Consider the following 17,467-nt stretch of genomic DNA (forward strand, 5'->3'; position numbering starts at 1 on the left):
CCCACGCGCCGCACCCGGTCGACGGCGAATCGTGGTGACCGATCCGTGGCGGCTGTCCCCTCAACGGCCAACGCCTGCAAGAATGACAGGAAACGTCAGTCGATCTTCGGGAACACCATGAGCGACCGCAGCGAGCCCGACCACGCCTCCGCCTGGGGGCGTGTCGCCGATGACGGCACGGTCTTCGTTCGCACGGCCAGCGGCGAACGTGCCGTCGGATCATGGCGGGCCGGCAGTCTCCGTGAGGGTCTGGCCCACTTCGAGCGCCGCTTCGACGATCTGTCCGCCGAGGTCGAGCTGCTCGAGCGGCGGCTGACGGTCAGCGGGGTCGATCCGGCCGGGATCGTCGGCAGCGCACGGCGGCTGCTCGATTCCCTCGACGAGGCCGCGGTCGTCGGTGATCTGGATGCGCTGCGCACGCGGCTGGAGGCCGTGGTCGCCGCCACTGAGGAACATCGCTCCGCGCTCGCTGCCGAGCGGGCCGAGCGGGCCGGCCGGATCGCCGCGGCCAAGGAGCAGCTGGTCGCCGAGGCCGAACGGCTCGGCCGCAGCTCGGAGTGGAAGACCGCCGGGGAGCGGTTCCGCGCGCTCGCCGAGGAGTTCCGCGCCGCCGGCTCGTTGGACAAGCGCACCGACTCGGCGCTGTGGCGGCGCATCGCCACGGCCCGGGACGAGTTCACCCGCCGCCGGACCGCGCACTTCGCCGCCCTCGACACGCAGCGGGCCCGTTCGAGGGAACGGAAGGAGGCGATCATCGCCGAGGCGGAGGCGCTGTCCGACTCCACCGACTGGGCCGGCACGGCCGCCCGCTACCGGGCGTTGCTCGCCGACTGGAAGGCCGCCGGTCGCGCGGCAAAGGATATCGACGACGCGTTGTGGAACCGCTTCCGTGCGGCGCAGGACGCCTTCTTCACCCGCCGCAACGAGGCCAATGCCGAGCGCGACGCCGAGTTGCGCGAAAACCAGGTCAAGAAGGAGAAACTGCTGGCCGAGGCGACGGCGTTGGATCCGGCCGATACCGACCGCTCGCTGCGTCGTCTCCGGGAGATCCAGGACCGCTGGGACGAGATCGGACGGGTCCCCCGGGAGGTCGCGGGCTCCCTGGAGCGGCAGATGGCGGCCATCGGCGACAAGCTGCGCGAGGCCTCCGACGCCCGCTGGGCCCAGCGCTCCCTCGCTTCCTCACCATTCGTGACGAAGCTGCGGGAATCCGTCGCGAAATTGGAGGCGAAGCTGGCCCGGGCCCAGGCCGCCGGACGCACCAAGGAGATCGCCGACACCGAGTCCGCCCTCGCCGCCCAGCGGGCCTGGCTGGCCCAAGCCGAGGGACAGTCCCACAACGACTGAGCCGCGCCGGCAGGCGCGGGCGCTTCGTATGGACCCGAAAACGGGGAACTGCGGCATCCGCCGTGGTCGAAGGGGCGAAGGTCCGCGGAGTACCAGGTGGTGCACCTCGGGGCGGACACGTCCAAAGAGCGCTAACTGACCGCTTGCCAGAGTTAGCAACCCGACGTATCGTCGACTGCGTTGGTGATGTGTTGTGGCGGCGCACTCGTTTCCGTGCCGACCGGAGCTTGCCGAGGCAGCATGGCCTCCCCTGAATCGCAGCGTCCACGGACGGCGGGCTCTCGGCGGACGGTCGTCCGCGGAGTCCGAGGAGTCCGCGGAGTCCTCGGCCGCGGGGTCCAGCCGTATGCCGAGGTTCACGGATGGCGGGGCGCCCGCCATGGGCGCGGCAACCCGCCTCGCCCTCCGGCGAAGGAGGCGTTCGACCCGGTGGCGGCCCTGAATGTGCGCGATCTCGGCGATTTCATCCGCGATCAGCGGCACAGCGCACAGATCTCCCTTCGTCAACTCGCCAAGCAGGCCGGGGTGAGCAACCCTTACCTCAGTCAGATCGAGCGAGGCCTCCGGCGGCCGTCCGCGGAGATTCTTCAGCAGATCGCGAAGGCGCTCCGCATCTCCGCCGAAGTGCTCTACGTGCAGGCCGGAATTCTGGAGGAACGGCAGGGCGAAGAGAACGTCATGGCTGCCGTGCTGGCGGACGAATCCCTGTCCGAACGACAGAAGCAGGTCGTGCTCGACATCTACGAGGCGTTCTGCCGGGAGAACGCCATCGCGGCGCGGGCCGGCCGCGGCCACCCGGACAGCGACGCCGAGGCCGGGCCGCGCGGGTTCGTCCCCGGCGAGCCCGCCGCCCCGACCGCGGGTCCGGCCGCCATCGGTGATTCGGCATCCGCACGGGGTCCGGCCGCCACCGCGGGAGCGACCTTCGCGGAGCCGACGACGAAACGGAGATCCGCCCGACAGGCGTCGGCGACATCCCGGGGCGGCACCACCACCGCGGCGCGGTCGGCCTCGTCGGACGGTACGGGTAAGCCGTCCCCGGGGACCGCCCCGGGCCGCACCAGGCGATCGAAGGCCACGGGAGGCGAACCGGCGGCGGCGACGAGGACCGAGAGCGGTCCGATCACCGGCGCTCCCCCCGCGTCCCTACCCACACCGGCAGCACCGGCAGCACCGGCAGCACCGGCTCCGCAGCCGACCACCGACAACCCGGTCGATCAGACCTAGATCGACCGGCGGAGACCGCGACGAAAAGGAAAGCGGTACTCCGTTCCTGTACGGCCTATCACCATCCTGACCCTCACATCATTTACCCGACCTTTCACCCGTCGGCGACGAGGCGCTAACAGGAAATCTCTACACGAAATCAACGAATCTTCGAACCGAGGGAGACATCATGGCCACCACGCGCACGACGAACCGCCCCGCCAGCCGTCCCACCGCCCGCGTCAGCGCGCAGGCCCAGGAGGACACGGCCGAGGCGAGGGCCGAAGTCAGGGTTCCGCTGGCGGAGGTGCGCAAGCCGCTCTACGCGTCGGTGGGAGCGGCGGATCTCGCTGTGGCGAAGCTGCTCGCCCTGCCGACGACCACAAGCACCGAGGTTCGGAAGATCTCCGACCGGGTCGGCGCGCTGCCTACCCAGGCGGCGCGGGTTCCGACCCAGGTCGGGACGGCCGTGCGTGCGCTGCCGGCCACCGTCACCTCCCAGATCTCCGACCTGCAGGGACGCGCCACCTACCTCTACAACAGCTTCGCCACCCGGGGCGAGAAGCGGGTGGCGAGCATCCGGCGCAGCCCGGCCACGGAGGAGGCGGTGCAGCGCACCCGGACGGCAGTGAGCCAGACCCGCGCCGCGCGCACCTCGAGTCGCAAGGCGGCCGAGGCGGTCGGCCGGGCCGTGACCGAGGCCGCCCCCGAGAAGTAACGGCCCGCGAACATCGACACACCGGATCACCAACGGACGGTCATTGACCTGTTCCGGTCGACCACGGGTCCGGGGCCTGCTGTCCGGGGCCCGTGGTCCGATGTGTTGTATTAACTTATGCGCTATCGCCCGCTGGGATCCTCCGGACTACTGGTGTCTGTCGTCGGCCTCGGCTGCAACAATTTCGGCTCGCGCGTCGACCTCACCGGCACCCGTGCGGTCGTCGACGCGGCGCTCGACGCCGGGATCACGTTCTTCGACACCGCCGACACCTACGGGAACAAGGGCGGCTCGGAGACGCTTCTCGGGCACGTGCTGCGAGGCCGCCGCGACGATGTCGTCCTCGCCACAAAATTCGGCAACGACATGGGCGGCATGTACGGCCAGGACTTCAGCGCGCGGGCGTCCCGGCGGTACATCCGCAAGGCGGTCGAGGGTTCGCTGAGCCGGCTGCAGACCGACTACATCGACCTCTACCAGCTGCACACCCTGGACGCCTTCACGCCGATCGAGGAGACGCTCGAGGCCCTCGATGAGATCGTCAAGGAGGGCAAGGTCCGTTACATCGGTGCCTGCAACCTCGATGCCTGGCAGGTCGCCGACGCGGAGTGGACCGCCCGGGCATCCGGGACGACCCGCTTCATCTCCGCGCAGAACCACTACAACCTGCTGGAACGGGGCGTGGAGGCAGAGCTCGTGCCGGCCGCCCAGAAGTACGGCATCGGCGTCATCCCGTACTACCCGCTGGCGAACGGCCTGCTCACCGGCAAGTACCAGCGCGACGAGGTGCCGGCACCCGGCACCCGGCTGGCCGGCCGGCAGGACGAGCTGACCGACGAGGTCTTCGACCGGCTGGACGCCCTGGAAACCTTTGCGCGGGAGCGGGACCGGTCACTGCTGGACGTCACGATCGGCGGGCTGGCCGCCCAGCCCGGGGTCGCCTCGGTCATCGCCGGCGCGACCAGCCCGGTCCAGGTGCGCGCCAATGCCGTGGCCGGTCAGTGGCAGCCCCGCGCGGACGACCTCGCGGTGCTCGACAAGATCGCCGTGACCCGCCGTCCCGCCGACTGAACGCGGGACCGACGGATCCACGATCCGGGACGTCCCGTCAGATCTCCGCTGGGGCGTCCCGCACCGCACCGGCAGAACGCCCGAACCGCCCGCCGGGGGCCAGTCGATGGTCAGCTCGCCCAGCCGCCAGCGCCGCCGGTCGCCGCGGACCGGCCAGCCCTGGGCCCGCAGATCCGCCACGGCTGCGATCCACCGCTGGCGTGGGGAGAAGACGGCCCGCGGCGCGGCCCGCTCCCAGGCGCGGTCGAAGGCCGTGAACAGCCGGTGGACGTCATGGCCGGGCACGTTGTGCTCGATGAGCGCCTTGGGGAGCCGCTCGGCGAGCTCGGACGGACGGGCGAGGCTCGCCAGATGCGCGGAGAGGGTCAGCGTGGGCCCGGCCGGGCCCCGCGCGCCGGACGGCAGCCAGGCCGGCGCCGCTCCCGGGGCCGGAAGACCGAACCAGCAGGCGCGCCGACCCGTCTCATCGCAGGTTCCCTCGACGAGCATCCCGCCCGGGGCGAGCCGCGCCAGCATCGTCGCCCACGCGCCGGGGACCGCCGCCTCGGGATACTGCCGTAGCACGTTCAGGGCACGCACCAGCACCGGGCGCTCCCCTGGCGGCGGAAGCTCGAACCCGCCGCGGGTGAACCGCAGCCCGGGAGGTCTCGCGGCCGGAGCGGCCCGGGTGACCCGGTCCTGGTCGAGCTCCAGGCCGACGACGCGCACGCCCGGACGCACCGTTCGCAGCCGCTCGTAGAGCTCCACCGTGGTCACCGGAGACGCGCCGAAGCCGAGATCGACGACCAGGGGATCCGCCGCCCCACGCAGCAGCGCGGCGGCCGCGTCGAGCGTCCAGCGATCGATCCGTCGCAACCGGTTCGGCGCGGTGGTACCCCGGGTGGGCATCCCGAGGGCACGCGCCCGTCCGGCCGCGAGCCGCGGCTCCCGACGGGAGGAGTTCGTCACGGATCCACCCTGGCAGACCGGCAGACCGGCAGACCGGCAGACCGGCGGACCAGGGACCGGCCGGGAGCCCGAAGGGGGGAGACCAACAGTTGACCCGACAACCGGCCGGGTAGAACGGTTGGAGACGTGTTCGTCCACAGCAGGGTTGGTCGTGTCGGGCAGGCGCCGGTGGCGTGCGGATGCGGAGGTGCTCGATGCGTCTGATCAGAAGTGGCGCCGCCCAGGTCCGCGGTGAGGCCGAACGGCGCGGGCGGCCCAGCCGGGTCGCGATGCTGTCCATGCACACCTCACCAATGGAACAGCCGGGAACGGGCGATGCCGGGGGGCTCAACGTCTACGTCGTCGAGCTGTCTCGGCAGCTCGCGGCGCTGGGGGTGGAGGTCGAGGTGTTCACCCGCGCGGTGAGCAGCAAGCTGCCGACCTCGGCCGAGCTGTTGCCGGGTGTGACGGTCCGCCACGTTGACGCCGGCCCGTTCGAGGAGATCCACCGGGAGGATCTTCCCGCCTGGCTGTGTGCATTCACCGCGGCTCTGCTGCGCGCCGAGGCCGGGCACGAACCAGGGTGGTTCGATGTGATCCACTCGCACTACTGGCTGTCGGGCCAGGTCGGTCTCGCGGTGGCACAACGATGGGGTATCCCGCTCGTGCACACCTCCCATACGCTGGCGAAGATCAAGAACGGCGCGCTGGCCGTCGGAGACCGCCCGGAGCCGCCTGGCCGGCTACTCGGCGAACAGGAGGTCATCGGGGGGGCCACCCGGCTGCTCGCCTCCACGCCGGACGAGTACCGGCACCTGATCGATCTGTACGACGCGGCGTCGGACCGGGTCGACGTCGTCGCGCCCGGCGTCGACCTTGAGGTCTTCCGGCCAGGTGACATGGCGCAGTCCCGGGCCCGCGTCGGCGTGGATCCCGCCGACGACCTGCTGTTGTTCGTCGGTCGGATCCAACCGCTCAAGGCGCCCGATCTGCTGCTGCGCGCCGCTGCGGAACTGCTGCGGCGCGATCCCGCCCGCCGCTCGCGGCTCACCGTCGCCGTGGTCGGCGGCCCCAGCGGATCCGGTCTGGAACAACCCGACGCCCTGGTCAAGCTCGCGGCGTATCTCGGGATCTCCGATCGCGTCCGCTTCCAACCGCCGGCCCCGCAGCAGGAACTCGTCCACTGGTACCGCGCGGCCACCGCCGTCGTCGTCCCCAGTCACAGCGAGAGCTTCGGCCTCGTCGCGCTCGAGGCCCAGGCCTGCGGCACCCCGGTGGTCGCCGCGGCGGTCGGGGGCCTGCGCACCGCGGTCGCCGACGGTGTCTCCGGGCTGCTCGTCTCCGGTCGGACCCCCGCCGTCTATGCCGACGCGCTGGACCGGCTGCTGCGCCAACCACGATGGCGGGCCCGGCTCTCCGCCGGAGCGGTGGCCTGGGCCGGTGGGTTCGGCTGGTCGGCCACGGCCCATGGCGTGCTGCGCAGCTACCGGCACGCGCTGAGCCCCACCGCCGTCGCCGTCTGAGAGAGGATCTCCGCCGGAACCAGCATCGTCTACCAGCTACCGGGGAGGCCCCAGCCATGACGGCGCCCATCGACGCAGCGGAACGCAACCGGCTCGACGTGGTGATCGATGACACGCTTAAGGATCTCTGTCTCGCCTACGACCATGTCGACACCGGCTCGTTCCTCGTCACGCTGGAGGGCGAACACAAGCTGCGCACGATGACGTGGCTCGTCGTGCAGGACCACACCCTGCTCGTCGAGGCGTTTTTTATGCGCGCCCCGGCGGAGAACGCGGCGGGCACCTACGGATTCCTACTCGGCCGCAACGCGAAGACCTATGGGGTGCACTTCTCCATCGACCGGGTCGGTGACATCTTCCTCACCGGGCAGGTCCCGCTGCTGGCGGTCACCGCGGAGGAGATCGACCGCATCCTTGGCTGCGTCGGCTCCTACGCCGACGAGAACTTCGACCCGGCGATAGCGCTGGGATTCGCCTCCGCCATCGAGCGGGAGAAGGCGTGGCGGGCCAAGCTGGCCGCCGACGCCGGCTCGGCCACGAAGCCGGGATGAGACCCGGTCCCGAGGAGGACGCGGTGCTTCCCGGCGATTCACGCGTCCCCGTTGCACCCAGGCCGTTGCGTTCAGGCTGTTACATCCAGGCCGTTGCGTCCAGGCCGTTGCGTCCAGGCCGTTGCGTCCAGGCCGTTGCGTCCAGGCCGTTGCGTCCAGGCCGTTGCGTCCAGGCCGTTGCGTCCAGGCCGGGCGCTCCTCAGTAGACGAGGGCCTGCACGCCGTCCGCGAGAACCTCGTCGACGAACGCGGCGGCACCGGCGATGCGGACGCCGGGCAGGACGTCGTCCGGGCCGATGGAGCGCCGGGCCGCACACTGGGTGCACAGGGTGACGCGACCCCCGGCGAGGACGGCGGCGAGCAGATCGGGCAACGGCGCCGCCTCCGGCAGGCTGAACTCCTCCGCCCGGCCGGGCAGCGCGAACCAGGCGGACTCCCCGGTAAGCCAGAGCGAGACGTCTGTACCGGCGGCGACGGCGACCGCCGCGACCGTGAACGCCTGGGAACACCGTTCCGGCGCATCCGTCCCGGCGGTGACCTTGACGACGAGCGGGCGGGCCATCGTGCCAGTCTGCCAAATCGCACCCATCCCGTGCGTCCCGCCGAGGAACGAGTCCGACGACCCGTGCTTCCACTTGGCCAGCGCTCCGCCGCTCCCATCCGTCCTGCCTGCCCGCGGCTATGGAATCGTAATGAAATAAAAAATGCATGTTCGGGAGCATCTTGACAGGTAGGCGCATGGGGCCGGCTGGGTAGACGCCGCGTTCATGGTGATCCGTCTCATTTGCGCCGGACATACCCCCCAGCAGGCCGAGCAGTGGGCTGCGGGGCTGGACTGCTGGGCTGGCGGCACCGACGAGGACGGGACCGCCTTCGCCTGCCACGTGGCGGGACTGTGGAGCATGCGAGCGGCGCGGTCGGACAGCCTTGCCGCTCAGAACCGAGCCGCCCTGGCGCGCAGCTATGCCGCGTGGCGCCTGAGGTGACCAGGACCGGTACGGCCACGAGGAGTCCCGTGATCTCGTCGTCTAGGCTACAGACGTGCTGCACTACTTCTTCACCGGGCTTCTGGTGGCGATGTCCGTCCTGATCGCCTGGTTCTCCGGTTACGTGGTCTACAAGCTGTACGAGGGTCAGCGTTGAGCGCCGGGAAGCGGTCCGCGGCCGGATCGGCGCGGTCCGACACGGCGACGAGCACCGTTGATCTGCACGCCAGCCTGCTACCGCTGGCCTTCCTCGTCGGGACCTGGCGGGGCGAGGGGGTCGGCGGCTACGAGGGCCTGGACGGATTCCACTACGGCCAGGAGATCACCTTCGCCGCGGACGGCCGCCCGGCGCTGGGATACGTGTCGCACACCTGGTGGGCGGACGAGCCCCGGGACGGCCGCGAGCCCGGCAGCCCGCTGGCGACCGAGACCGGGTTCTGGCGGGTCCAGCCCGGAGAGGACGGAAAGCCGGTCGTCGAGGTGATGCTGGCCCACCCGTTCGGCATCGCCGAGATCTACGTCGGCACGGTGACCGGCACCCGTATCGATCTCGATCACAACGTCCTGATCCGCACCGCCACCGCCCGTGACGTCACCCGGTCGGTGCGGCTCTACGGCCTGGTCGAGGGCTGCGATCTCGCCTATGCGATCGACATGGAGGCCGAGGGCAAGCCGATGCAGTCACACCTGTCCGCGCGCCTGCACCGCGTGTCCGACTGAGCCGACTCCGCGGAGGCGTCTCCAGCTGCCCGTCTACCAAGAGGTGCCCGTCCACCAAGAGTCACACTTCATTCACGGTATGACGGAGCCTTTGCGGAAGACATCGCACGCGCAACGACAGACCACGAACGGAACACGCGAAAACGTGTTCGGGCCTTCCCGGGATGCGCTTTCATGATCGCATGATGGCAGAGTCCGACGTACTCTTCGCGGTCGTCCTTTTCGCCGCCGCCGGCCAGCGTGCGGTCGACCGGATCATCGCGCCGTTCCCCGATCGGGGCTCCGCAGTGGCGTTTGCCCGCGACAACGGTCTGCACTGTTTCTCGATCGGCCCGATGGCCTTCGCCGTACCGACCACGGTTCCGCCACCGGCGACCACGGTTCCGCCACCGGCGAGCACCGTTTCGGCCGTCGTGTCACCGGCGGGAAACAACCGCGGTGGCCAGGTCCGGGCATGAGCACGGGGGCAACGTGAGCACGGGGGCAACGTGAGCACGGGGACAGCGGAAGAAACCCGCTGTCCCCGTCCGGCGAAGGAACGCGACGTCAGGCCGCGACCTCGACCTGGGTGTCGACCGGCTCACCCTGACGGGCGACGACCTTGCGCTCGCCGGTCGCGCCGGGGACAAGAGCCCGGACGGTCCACTGCCCCGGCCGCGCGAAGAAACGAAACTGACCCGTCGCGGACAACGGAACCTCGGCGGTGAAATCGCCGCCTTCGTCCAGCAGGCGGGCATAACCGGTCGAAACCGGCTCCCCGCCCTGCACCACGACCCCCTGGATCACGGTTTCCTTGGCCACGTCAATTCCCTCCACAGATGGTCCACCGCTGATGGCGCCGCACATGGCTCACGCGCCCTTCTCGATCGGCACGCCGACGAGCGAGCCGTACTCGGTCCACGAACCGTCGTAGTTTTTCACGTTCGGCAGGTCGAGCAACTCGTGCAGCGCGAACCAGGTGTGCGCCGAACGCTCGCCGATACGGCAGTAGGCGATGATGTCCCTGGACAGGTCGACCCCGGCCTCGGTGTAGAGGCCGGTCAGCTCGTCATTGCTCTTGAACGTGCCGTCCTCGTTCGCGGTCTTCGCCCACGGGATGTTCTTCGCCGTGGGGATGTGCCCGGCCCGCTGGGACTGCTCCTGCGGCAGGTGCGCGGGAGCGAGCAGCCTGCCGGAGAACTCGTCGGGCGACCGGACGTCCACCAGGGCCTTCTCACCGATCGCGGAGATGACCTCCTCACGGAAGGCCCGGATGTCGGTGCGCGGCTCCGGGGCGGTGTAGCTGGTGGGCTGGCGCGGGGTGGCCTCGGTGGTCAGCTCACGGCTGTCGAGCTCCCACTTCTTGCGACCACCGTCGAGCAGGCGGACGTCGGCGTGGCCGTAGAGGCTGAAGTACCAGTATGCGTATGCGGCGAACCAGTTGTTGTTCCCGCCGTAGAGCACGACGATGTCGTCGTTCGAGATCCCCTTCTCGGAGAGAAGCTTCTCGAACTGCTCCCTGTTGATGAAGTCACGAATGACCGGGTCCTGAAGCTCGGACTTCCAGTCGAGACGCACCGCCCCCGGGATGTGCCCCTTGTCGTACGCGGAGACGTCCTCGTCGACCTCGACCAGGACGACCTTCGGGTCGTTACGGTTCGCTTCGACCCACGAGGCGTCGACCAGCGCCTTCTCACGACTCATGTGCGTGCTCCTTTCACGGCTATCGAATGGAGAAAAAGATACAGCTGGCACCCGAGACAGAACTCGAACGCCGCATTGAGGAGGGCCGCCACGAAGGCCAGGGCCACCGCGACGTAACCGAGTGCCGGCATCCCCGCGAAGAATCCCACGAGACCCACGACGCCGAAGATCGCGCCGACCAGCTGGGCGAACCGGGGCGGCGCGGCGTCCTCGGTGGCGGCCGGCGGCCCCAGCCTCGGCCGGATCAGGGAACGGAACACCAGCCCGTAGGGCGCGTGCCGGACCCCGGCCACCGCCCCCACCCCGAACACCACGGTCTGCGCGAGCAGCAACCAGCGGCTGCCGGCGAGCAGTATCACGGCGAGCATGATCGTGGTGACGGCAGCGGCGAACCGCATCCCACGAGGATCTACCACGAGAGCCTTCTCCTGACTTCCGGCTTGGACTACCCGCTCGGACGTGGCGATGCACCGGGGCCAGCCGATCACGGCTGAGGAACATCAACCCACGATCAGGAAAGACAACACAGACAGCTGTGTACGCGGCACAGATCGACCGCGCGGCGCTTCACAAGCTGTATCTGGGACATGGTTCGTGTCACGGTAGCAGTGAACGTCACGTCTGTGTTAACCCGCCGACGATGAATCCGAAGGATCACCATCTGCCCGATTGATCCCACCGGAAACGATCTCTTCGAGAGTGGCGAACACCGCCGCACGCGTCGGCGGGGCACCGCTCGCGCGCCGCACCTCCCTGCCATGACCGTCAACGATCAGTACCGTCGGAGTCCGCCTGATCCCCAGCCGACGGACGAGGTCGAGATGCGCCTCCGCATCAACCTCGACATGGCGTACCCCGGGCACGACCTCGGCAACCCCTGCCAGCACCCGACGGGTGGACCGGCAGGGGGCGCAGAACGCCGTGGAGAACTGCAGCAGCGTCGCCCGCTCCCCCATCGTCTCGCCCAGCGACGCGAACTCGGCCCGCAGCCCGCCGTCTACCGGCCGGAACCGTCCGTCCCGGACCCGCATGAGCACCCCCAGCCCGAGAGCAGCCACGGTCGCCACCGACAACACCCACATTCCGGTCACGGCTTCTACAGCATCCGACAGGCCCCGGCTCTTCCCGTCCAGGCCCCGCCGCGGCCCGACGATCGACTCACGCGGGCAGATGCCGGCCGACGAAATACACCAGTGGCGCCGCGGAGGCCAGCGGCAGGATGGCGGTGAGCAGGACGTCCGCGACCAGCGCCGAGGTGGCGACCGGGCCGACCCGCGGCTCGGCGTCGCGGGCCCGCGCCAGCACCAAATCGATGACGGCGGCCACGGCCGCTCCCGCCGCGGCGATCGCGACGGCGGCCCCCACCGCCAGGCGATCGGGGTCGAGGGCACCGAAGCCGGCCCCCAGCGCCGCGCCGACCAGAACGCCGACCGCCCCGGCCGGCACCACCGGAACGCCCGCCCATCCCACCAGCCGGCCCGCCACGACCGTGCCACCCGCGCCGAGAAGGCCGGCGATGACCAGCAGATCGGCCGGATGGTGCGCGCCGGACCCGACACGCAGCGCAAGGTAACCGGCGAAAAGCGCGCAGAAGATGATTCCACTCAGCGCCGCGGCGAGATCCGCACCGACCCGCACGGCAGGACCGGGCGGCGGACTCGAACCGTTGGCAGACACCGGGCTCGAACCATTGGCAGACACCGAGCCTGCCCCGGATACGGGAGCTGACCGGCGTCGGGCGAGCTGGTAGAGGATCATGACCGCCACGGCGATCCCGACGACGCCGGCCAACGATCCGTAGCTGGGCCGGTCCGAGGCCAACAGGACCACGTCACCGAGGACACCCCAGGCCGCCACGAGCAGGGTGGTACCGGTCGACGCCCGGAGTATCCGGACCCAGGCCCAGGCAAACGCGATCTGTTCGACGATGAGGACCGCCGCGAGGGCTCCCGTGCCGAGGGCTGCGGCCGCCATCACCAGGCCGGTAGCCACCAGGGCCGCCAACGGCAAAGCACCCGGCGCCCATCGGGCTGCGGGGATGGACGCAGCCTCGTCCGGGACGAGGACGCCATGGGGCGTGCCGGGATCGCCTGCGCTCACCGGGCCATGCTGTCATGTCCGGCTCGGGCGGCTCACGTCGCGCCGTCCCAGCCGGGCGCGACCCCGGGCCGGGCGGCGAGGACCTCCGCGTCAACGGTCTCCCCAGCGGCGATAGCCTCCGGACCGACGATCTCCGGACCGACGACGAACAGCGTCATCCCCCGGCGAAGGGTGGGAGGGCCTCGACTACGCAACCGTCACGCAGGATGACCCCCGCCGGATCCCGCCGGCCCACGGGCTGGTCGTCGACGAGGTAGGAGCACCGTCGCAGCAGCGCCGGCAGGGTCCCGCCGTGGCGGGCCGCGACGACATCGAGCAGAGCGGCCAGCGTATCCGCGCCGATCTCCTCCTGGGACACCCCCGCGGCGTCCCTGGCGGCGGCCCAGTAGCGGACGGTCACCCGCGCGATCGACGCGGGCCGGCCCGCCCCTGCGGTCTCGTCCGTCACCGTCCTTCCGGCCCTTCGTCCGTCCTCGCGGCGGCGGTCCTCGCGGTCCTCGCGGTCCTCGCGGCGGCCAACGCGCGCGGATGTCTCAGCGTGAAATACCCGTCACGACAGCCGTGGACGATGAGCGGCGAGGTCGGTGCGACCGAACCAACTATCTTCACCGGAGAAGCGGGAATTGGTACGAACGCGTGGGGGCCGATACGCACCCGTAACAGGCGCCGTGCCACCATCCGGCCGGTGGGCCGCTCGGCCAGCCGATGGATCCGGCGCATCCGAGCGGTGTCCCGCACGAACCACCGGCTGGCCGCGCTCGCATTGGCTACCGCCTCCGGGGGATGCCGACGGCGATGGCTGTGGGCGGGCTCGCCCACCTGGATCAGCACGCCGTGCCGCGGCACGGCGGCACCGTCCACCGACCATCCCATCGACCATCCCGTGAGGCAGACCCGCTGGTAGCCGAGTCGACGGGCCGCGCCGGCAGCCACGCCGACGGCCGCACCGACATCCAGCACCTCGGGGTCACCGAAAGTGCACAGTCTGGTGGATCGGTCGTACGCTTGCAGATCCATGACCTGGACATCGGGATGTGGACGTAATCCGACCATCACTGTTTGCAGCGCCAGGCGTGACGTCGAACAGGAGAAGCCATGGGTGACCACTACAGCCAGATTGCGTGACGCACCGGGCACCCGACCGCTCCAGCGATCATGACTCGTGGTCGGGATCTCACCATCCGCCGTAGGTAGTGGCCCGTAGACGGTAGGAGCCGAGTAGGACACTCCGCTATCCTCCCCACATACCGGCCTTCGTTTCATGCCCATGACGGTCGTGAGACGCCCAGCGCCGGGCATCGAGTTACTCACCGGGTCGACGCTGCCCCACCACACACCACCTGGAGGAGTCGTCTTGAGCGTCGTCCTTTTGCTCACCAACGCCCCCGGTCCGTCCGCCGAGTCGTTTCCGTCGCTTGGGCTTCTCACCCACACCGTACGGGTCGCCCCGCTCGAGGCGAGCGCGCTGCTGGACGCCCCGCCGGTGGATGTGATCGTGGTGGATGGCCGCCGGGAGCTTGTGATCGCCCGCGGTCTGTGCCGGCTGCTACGCACCACCGGGCTCACCACGCCGCTGCTGGCGCTGGTGACCGAGGGTGGGCTGGCGGCGGTGTCCGCGGACTGGGGGGTTGACGACGTCGTCCTCGATTCCGCGGGTCCCGCCGAGGTCGAGGCCCGGTTGCGGCTGGCCATCGGTCGGGTCGCCGCCGCCGGCGGCACGGCCGAAGCCGGTGTCATCCGGTCCGGCGACCTGTCGGTCGACGAGACCACCTACTCGGCCAAGTTGCGGGGCCGGCCGCTCGAGCTCACCTTCAAGGAGTTCGAGCTGCTGAAGTACCTCGCGCAACACCCGGGCCGGGTCTTCACCCGCGCCCAGCTGTTGCAGGAGGTCTGGGGTTACGACTACTACGGCGGCACCCGCACGGTGGACGTCCACGTCCGGCGGCTGCGAGCGAAGCTCGGCCCCGAGCACGAAGCGATGATCGGTACTGTTCGGCACGTCGGGTACAAGTTCGTCGCGCCGCCCATCGCACCGCTGCCGGAGAACACCCCCGGGGAGGTCGGCCGGATCGGCCGTGACGAGTCCCGGACCCCCGAGCGGGTCTGACGTCACCGCGGACACCCGTCCGCCGCGTGGCATCCCGGCATCCCGGCACCCCGGGCACCGCCAGTAGGACGGCATCGCCGGCGCGAGGCCCAAATCCTGGCTCCAGGAGCCAGGATTCGGCCTCGCGTCCGGGGCCTCGCGACCGGGGCCTCCCGACCGCACCGTCGAGGGCCGCCCAGCGTCATACGGTCGTCCGGTGACCTCGCTGAGCTGGCAGCAGACCCTGAGCGCCATGGACGTGGACGACATCGTGAGCCTCCTCGCCGCCGCGGAGCGGGCGGACGGCACCGGGCCGGTGTCCGAGGACGTCCGGCTGGCCCTCCGGCCCGGACTGCGGATCGGCGCCGGCCGGCACCTGCTGGCCGTGTCGGCCGCCGCGGACACGAGCGGCCCGAATGTCCCGGACACCCCTGGTGACCAGAACGCCGCGGACACGTCGACCATGCCGGGCCGCGTCCCCGCCGGGCGGATCATCGGCTACGCCCATCTGGGCGGCGTGGACCAGGCACGGCAGGCCGAGGTGGTCGTCCATCCCGACCACCGCGGACGCGGCGTCGGCACGGCTCTGGTTGGCGGACTGACCGAGGCCCTCGCGGCGCCGTCGTCCCGCCTCGACATCTGGGCCCACGGCGACCTGCCGGCCGCCGCGGCACTGGCTACCCGGCTCACGTTCACTCGCACGAGGGTGCTGCTCCAGCTTCGGCGACCGCTGGCGGCCGGGACGCCCCTGCCGGACCCCCGGCTGCCGGCCGGTGTGACGGTCCGCACCTTCGTCCCCGACCAGGACGACCGGGCCTGGCTGGCCGTCAATGCGGCCGCCTTCGCTGATCATCCGGAGCAGGGCCGGTGGACCCTGGACGATCTGGCCCGGCGCCGGGCCGAGCCGTGGTTCGACCCGCGTGGCTTCTTCCTCGCGGAGCACGACGGCGCACTCGTCGGCTTCCACTGGACGAAGGTGCACGAGACCGACCAGACGCCGCCACGGAACGCGCAGCCGGGGCCCATCGGCGAGGTCTACGTGGTGGGCGTGCTCCCGGGGGCGGGCGGCGCGGGACTCGGCCGGGCACTTACCCTGATCGGCCTGCGGCATCTGCAGGCCGAGGGGCTCGACTCGGTCCTGCTGTACGTGGACGAGGACAATGTCCGCGCCGTGCGGATGTACACCGGACTCGGCTTCATCACCTACGTCCGCGACGTCTCCTACCACTGGGAGAGGCCGTCCACGGGTTGATCCGGCCAGGGCCGGAAGGCACCCGTGGCTCAGGCGCCCTGACGGGTCGCCAGGCCGCGCGCGGGGGCGGAGTCGCCGTGATCGACGTCTATCACGGCACTCAGGTTCGTGACATGCAGCAGGCGGTAGGCGTCCTCGTTGAGGTTACGCAGCACGAGACGGCCACCGGCCGAGCGCTGACGCTGGTGGGCGAACAGGATGACCGCCAACCCCTGCGAGTCGAGGAAGCTCACCTGCTCCAGATCCACGATGATCTCTTTTACTCCGGCGACCCGTGCGTCGAGCAGTGCCTCGCGCAGGGGATCCAGGGACGAATAGTCGATGTCGCCGGCCGGATGCACGACGATGGCATCACGGTCGGTCACCTCAACCCGCACGCTTGGCTCCATGGCTCCGCTTGCGACCGGACGGCGTGAGCGCCACGAGAAGCCGGCCGGGCTGCCTCCCGTGTCGCGCCGCGCCTTTGGGCAAGCGCGACCATGGCCCCGTACCCCGACCGAGGTACTTCCACACGCGGCCGACCTCGCCAGGGGCGACTTCTCATCGCGCGTCCGTCAGCACGCTTGTCCGCGCCCCGCCCGTCGTCATCCGCCCGTCGTCATCCGCCCGTCCGTCCCGCATGCTCCCCGCCGCGCGGGATGGGATGACGAGCTGCCCGATGAGAGCGTCTACGCATGGACATCGACCCGCCCCGGACCCCGCCCCGGACCCCGCCCCGGACCCCGGATGACACTCCCCCGGACGTCATCACCTTCATCGGCCGGATCGACGGCACGGTCATCACCGTGGGAACGCAGCCCAGCGTCCCGCGGAGAACCCCGGTCGTCGTTCTCCGCACCCAGTCGGCCCTGCTCGACGTTCTCTGCGTCGCGCATCTCGTGCCGGACGAGGCGCACCGGCTCGCCGCTCTGTTGTCCAGCGCCGCGCTCTCCAGCGTGGGGCGCTCCGCGTCCCGGCCCTCCGGCGCTGCACCGCCGCCTGCCGACCTCGCCTGCGGGGTCCGCTCGCGGCACATCATCTCCGCTGAGGAAGGATCGAGCGCCGCGGAGCTCCGTCACGCGCTGGCTCTGCTACCGGCGGGGGCACGGCTCGTCGATTTCGTCTCCGACACCGACGTCGCCCTCATCTTCAGCGTCGACGATCCACCCTGGCCGACGATCAATCTGGGCGGGGGGCCGTCCGGGTGACCGAAGGTCCGAGGCCTGACCATGCGCCGCTTTGATCATCGAAAGGACGGCCAGAGCCGTGCGGGCAGCGGGCCGATCCTACAGGCACCCAGCAGGGGCAGACACCCGAC

General features: G+C 70.6%; 23 protein-coding genes and 1 pseudogene. 12 read left to right on the forward strand and 12 right to left on the reverse strand.

What is annotated here, in order from left to right:
• The first annotated feature begins 117 nt into the window (after window positions 1-117).
• From BMG523DRAFT_RS12675 to BMG523DRAFT_RS12690, 4 genes are all read left to right on the forward strand, one after another.
• A complete protein-coding gene (locus BMG523DRAFT_RS12675; RefSeq protein ID WP_023839831.1) occupies window positions 118-1,347 on the forward strand; it encodes a DUF349 domain-containing protein in 1,230 nt (409 codons plus the stop codon).
• 429 nt (window positions 1,348-1,776) lie between these two features.
• Window positions 1,777-2,574, forward strand: a complete 798-nt coding sequence (locus tag BMG523DRAFT_RS12680; protein WP_023839832.1) for a helix-turn-helix domain-containing protein — start codon at window positions 1,777-1,779, stop codon at window positions 2,572-2,574.
• A gap of 169 nt (window positions 2,575-2,743) precedes the next feature.
• Window positions 2,744-3,271, forward strand: coding sequence for a hypothetical protein (locus BMG523DRAFT_RS12685; protein WP_011434922.1), 528 nt, complete (start codon window positions 2,744-2,746; stop codon window positions 3,269-3,271).
• Between the two features lie 117 nt (window positions 3,272-3,388).
• Complete coding sequence (locus BMG523DRAFT_RS12690; protein ID WP_011434921.1) at window positions 3,389-4,342, forward strand: aldo/keto reductase; 954 nt, start codon at window positions 3,389-3,391, stop codon at window positions 4,340-4,342.
• A gap of 93 nt (window positions 4,343-4,435) precedes the next feature.
• Here the strand turns inward: BMG523DRAFT_RS12690 and BMG523DRAFT_RS12695 are convergent.
• Window positions 4,436-5,230: pseudogene (locus BMG523DRAFT_RS12695) on the reverse strand (class I SAM-dependent methyltransferase); the annotation flags it as partial.
• A 254-nt stretch (window positions 5,231-5,484) separates the two neighbouring features.
• Between BMG523DRAFT_RS12695 and mshA the strand changes: the two are divergent.
• Together mshA and BMG523DRAFT_RS12705 are read left to right on the forward strand one after the other, a co-directional pair.
• On the forward strand, window positions 5,485-6,792 hold the full coding sequence (gene mshA / locus BMG523DRAFT_RS12700) for a D-inositol-3-phosphate glycosyltransferase (protein ID WP_011434919.1): 1,308 nt from the start codon (window positions 5,485-5,487) through the stop codon (window positions 6,790-6,792).
• A gap of 56 nt (window positions 6,793-6,848) precedes the next feature.
• Complete coding sequence (locus BMG523DRAFT_RS12705; RefSeq protein ID WP_011434918.1) at window positions 6,849-7,343, forward strand: YbjN domain-containing protein; 495 nt, start codon at window positions 6,849-6,851, stop codon at window positions 7,341-7,343.
• Between the two features lie 199 nt (window positions 7,344-7,542).
• Here the strand turns inward: BMG523DRAFT_RS12705 and BMG523DRAFT_RS12710 are convergent, their stop codons facing one another.
• Window positions 7,543-7,905 carry a DsrE family protein gene (locus BMG523DRAFT_RS12710; RefSeq protein ID WP_035729484.1) on the reverse strand — a complete coding sequence of 121 codons (363 nt, stop codon included), beginning with the start codon at window positions 7,903-7,905 and terminating at the stop codon, window positions 7,543-7,545.
• 205 nt (window positions 7,906-8,110) lie between these two features.
• Here BMG523DRAFT_RS12710 and BMG523DRAFT_RS12715 point away from each other — a divergent pair, with 205 nt between their 5' ends.
• From BMG523DRAFT_RS12715 to BMG523DRAFT_RS12725, 3 genes are all read left to right on the forward strand, one after another.
• Window positions 8,111-8,329 (forward strand): hypothetical protein, encoded by a 219-nt coding sequence (locus BMG523DRAFT_RS12715; RefSeq protein WP_023839833.1) that lies wholly within the window; start codon window positions 8,111-8,113, stop codon window positions 8,327-8,329.
• Between the two features lie 153 nt (window positions 8,330-8,482).
• Window positions 8,483-9,049, forward strand: coding sequence for an FABP family protein (locus BMG523DRAFT_RS12720; protein WP_011434916.1), 567 nt, complete (start codon window positions 8,483-8,485; stop codon window positions 9,047-9,049).
• Window positions 9,050-9,234: 185 nt separating this feature from the next.
• The gene (locus tag BMG523DRAFT_RS12725; protein WP_330218913.1) at window positions 9,235-9,507 is read left to right on the forward strand and encodes a hypothetical protein; all 273 of its coding nucleotides are present in this window, start codon (window positions 9,235-9,237) and stop codon (window positions 9,505-9,507) included.
• Window positions 9,508-9,595: 88 nt separating this feature from the next.
• On the opposite strand, the gene BMG523DRAFT_RS12730 is transcribed toward BMG523DRAFT_RS12725, so the two are convergent.
• The 9 genes from BMG523DRAFT_RS12730 to BMG523DRAFT_RS12760 all read right to left on the reverse strand — a co-directional run bounded on the left by BMG523DRAFT_RS12730 (window position 9,596) and on the right by BMG523DRAFT_RS12760 (window position 13,849).
• Window positions 9,596-9,895: a DUF1416 domain-containing protein gene (locus BMG523DRAFT_RS12730; protein WP_011434914.1), complete on the reverse strand. Its 300-nt coding sequence runs from the start codon at window positions 9,893-9,895 to the stop codon at window positions 9,596-9,598.
• A gap of 3 nt (window positions 9,896-9,898) precedes the next feature.
• Window positions 9,899-10,732 (reverse strand): sulfurtransferase, encoded by an 834-nt coding sequence (locus tag BMG523DRAFT_RS12735; RefSeq protein ID WP_011434913.1) that lies wholly within the window; start codon window positions 10,730-10,732, stop codon window positions 9,899-9,901.
• The gene (locus BMG523DRAFT_RS12740; protein ID WP_011434912.1) at window positions 10,729-11,148 is read right to left on the reverse strand and encodes a DUF4395 domain-containing protein; all 420 of its coding nucleotides are present in this window, start codon (window positions 11,146-11,148) and stop codon (window positions 10,729-10,731) included. The genes BMG523DRAFT_RS12735 and BMG523DRAFT_RS12740 overlap by 4 nt, the downstream gene beginning before the upstream one ends.
• Before the next feature lie 95 nt (window positions 11,149-11,243).
• Window positions 11,244-11,393 carry a putative leader peptide gene (locus BMG523DRAFT_RS27365; protein ID WP_368671105.1) on the reverse strand — a complete coding sequence of 50 codons (150 nt, stop codon included), beginning with the start codon at window positions 11,391-11,393 and terminating at the stop codon, window positions 11,244-11,246.
• Complete coding sequence (locus BMG523DRAFT_RS12745) at window positions 11,359-11,763, reverse strand: thioredoxin family protein (RefSeq protein ID WP_049761040.1); 405 nt, start codon at window positions 11,761-11,763, stop codon at window positions 11,359-11,361. The genes BMG523DRAFT_RS27365 and BMG523DRAFT_RS12745 overlap by 35 nt, the downstream gene beginning before the upstream one ends.
• A 127-nt stretch (window positions 11,764-11,890) precedes the next feature.
• Window positions 11,891-12,832, reverse strand: a complete 942-nt coding sequence (locus tag BMG523DRAFT_RS12750) for a hypothetical protein (RefSeq protein WP_023839836.1) — start codon at window positions 12,830-12,832, stop codon at window positions 11,891-11,893.
• A 32-nt stretch (window positions 12,833-12,864) separates the two neighbouring features.
• Entirely contained in the window at window positions 12,865-12,990 is a 126-nt protein-coding gene (locus BMG523DRAFT_RS27005) for a hypothetical protein (RefSeq protein WP_023839837.1), read from the reverse strand.
• Window positions 12,987-13,241 carry a MoaD/ThiS family protein gene (locus BMG523DRAFT_RS12755; protein ID WP_035729657.1) on the reverse strand — a complete coding sequence of 85 codons (255 nt, stop codon included), beginning with the start codon at window positions 13,239-13,241 and terminating at the stop codon, window positions 12,987-12,989. Before BMG523DRAFT_RS12755 ends, BMG523DRAFT_RS27005 begins: the two co-directional genes overlap by 4 nt.
• Before the next feature lie 35 nt (window positions 13,242-13,276).
• Window positions 13,277-13,849, reverse strand: a complete 573-nt coding sequence (locus BMG523DRAFT_RS12760; RefSeq protein WP_051623861.1) for a hypothetical protein — start codon at window positions 13,847-13,849, stop codon at window positions 13,277-13,279.
• A gap of 337 nt (window positions 13,850-14,186) precedes the next feature.
• Between BMG523DRAFT_RS12760 and BMG523DRAFT_RS12765 the strand changes: the two genes are divergently transcribed.
• Both BMG523DRAFT_RS12765 and mshD read left to right on the forward strand, forming a co-directional pair.
• Window positions 14,187-14,939 carry a response regulator transcription factor gene (locus BMG523DRAFT_RS12765; RefSeq protein ID WP_011434907.1) on the forward strand — a complete coding sequence of 251 codons (753 nt, stop codon included), beginning with the start codon at window positions 14,187-14,189 and terminating at the stop codon, window positions 14,937-14,939.
• A 196-nt stretch (window positions 14,940-15,135) separates the two neighbouring features.
• A complete protein-coding gene (gene mshD / locus BMG523DRAFT_RS12770; RefSeq protein ID WP_011434906.1) occupies window positions 15,136-16,170 on the forward strand; it encodes a mycothiol synthase in 1,035 nt (344 codons plus the stop codon).
• A 29-nt stretch (window positions 16,171-16,199) separates the two neighbouring features.
• Here the strand turns inward: mshD and BMG523DRAFT_RS12775 are convergent, their stop codons facing one another.
• On the reverse strand, window positions 16,200-16,559 hold the full coding sequence (locus tag BMG523DRAFT_RS12775) for an STAS domain-containing protein (RefSeq protein ID WP_035729468.1): 360 nt from the start codon (window positions 16,557-16,559) through the stop codon (window positions 16,200-16,202).
• 285 nt (window positions 16,560-16,844) lie between these two features.
• Here BMG523DRAFT_RS12775 and BMG523DRAFT_RS12780 point away from each other — a divergent pair, with 285 nt between their 5' ends.
• Complete coding sequence (locus BMG523DRAFT_RS12780; RefSeq protein ID WP_043591262.1) at window positions 16,845-17,357, forward strand: hypothetical protein; 513 nt, start codon at window positions 16,845-16,847, stop codon at window positions 17,355-17,357.
• Window positions 17,358-17,467: the final 110 nt, after the last annotated feature.

The sequence above is a fragment of the Frankia sp. BMG5.23 genome (assembly GCF_000685765.2).
In the GTDB taxonomy this organism is placed as follows: Bacteria; Actinomycetota; Actinomycetes; order Frankiales; family Frankiaceae; genus Frankia; species Frankia casuarinae.

What these genes read in the sequence shown, in the direction of transcription:
- BMG523DRAFT_RS12675 (WP_023839831.1), top strand. Translation starts at nt 118, where the DNA reads ATGAGCGACCGCAGCGAGCCCGACCACGCCTCCGCCTGGGGGCGTGTC.
- BMG523DRAFT_RS12685 (WP_011434922.1), top strand. Translation starts at nt 2,744, where the DNA reads ATGGCCACCACGCGCACGACGAACCGCCCCGCCAGCCGTCCCACCGCC.
- BMG523DRAFT_RS12690 (WP_011434921.1), top strand. Translation starts at nt 3,389, where the DNA reads ATGCGCTATCGCCCGCTGGGATCCTCCGGACTACTGGTGTCTGTCGTC.
- mshA (WP_011434919.1), top strand. Translation starts at nt 5,485, where the DNA reads ATGCGTCTGATCAGAAGTGGCGCCGCCCAGGTCCGCGGTGAGGCCGAA.
- BMG523DRAFT_RS12705 (WP_011434918.1), top strand. Translation starts at nt 6,849, where the DNA reads ATGACGGCGCCCATCGACGCAGCGGAACGCAACCGGCTCGACGTGGTG.
- BMG523DRAFT_RS12710 (WP_035729484.1), bottom strand. Translation starts at nt 7,905, where the DNA reads ATGGCCCGCCCGCTCGTCGTCAAGGTCACCGCCGGGACGGATGCGCCG.
- BMG523DRAFT_RS12715 (WP_023839833.1), top strand. Translation starts at nt 8,111, where the DNA reads ATGGTGATCCGTCTCATTTGCGCCGGACATACCCCCCAGCAGGCCGAG.
- BMG523DRAFT_RS12725 (WP_330218913.1), top strand. Translation starts at nt 9,235, where the DNA reads ATGGCAGAGTCCGACGTACTCTTCGCGGTCGTCCTTTTCGCCGCCGCC.
- BMG523DRAFT_RS12730 (WP_011434914.1), bottom strand. Translation starts at nt 9,895, where the DNA reads ATGTGCGGCGCCATCAGCGGTGGACCATCTGTGGAGGGAATTGACGTG.
- BMG523DRAFT_RS12735 (WP_011434913.1), bottom strand. Translation starts at nt 10,732, where the DNA reads ATGAGTCGTGAGAAGGCGCTGGTCGACGCCTCGTGGGTCGAAGCGAAC.
- BMG523DRAFT_RS27365 (WP_368671105.1), bottom strand. Translation starts at nt 11,393, where the DNA reads ATGGTGATCCTTCGGATTCATCGTCGGCGGGTTAACACAGACGTGACG.
- BMG523DRAFT_RS12745 (WP_049761040.1), bottom strand. Translation starts at nt 11,763, where the DNA reads ATGCGGGTCCGGGACGGACGGTTCCGGCCGGTAGACGGCGGGCTGCGG.
- BMG523DRAFT_RS27005 (WP_023839837.1), bottom strand. Translation starts at nt 12,990, where the DNA reads ATGACGCTGTTCGTCGTCGGTCCGGAGATCGTCGGTCCGGAGGCTATC.
- BMG523DRAFT_RS12760 (WP_051623861.1), bottom strand. Translation starts at nt 13,849, where the DNA reads ATGGATCTGCAAGCGTACGACCGATCCACCAGACTGTGCACTTTCGGT.
- BMG523DRAFT_RS12775 (WP_035729468.1), bottom strand. Translation starts at nt 16,559, where the DNA reads ATGGAGCCAAGCGTGCGGGTTGAGGTGACCGACCGTGATGCCATCGTC.
- BMG523DRAFT_RS12780 (WP_043591262.1), top strand. Translation starts at nt 16,845, where the DNA reads ATGGACATCGACCCGCCCCGGACCCCGCCCCGGACCCCGCCCCGGACC.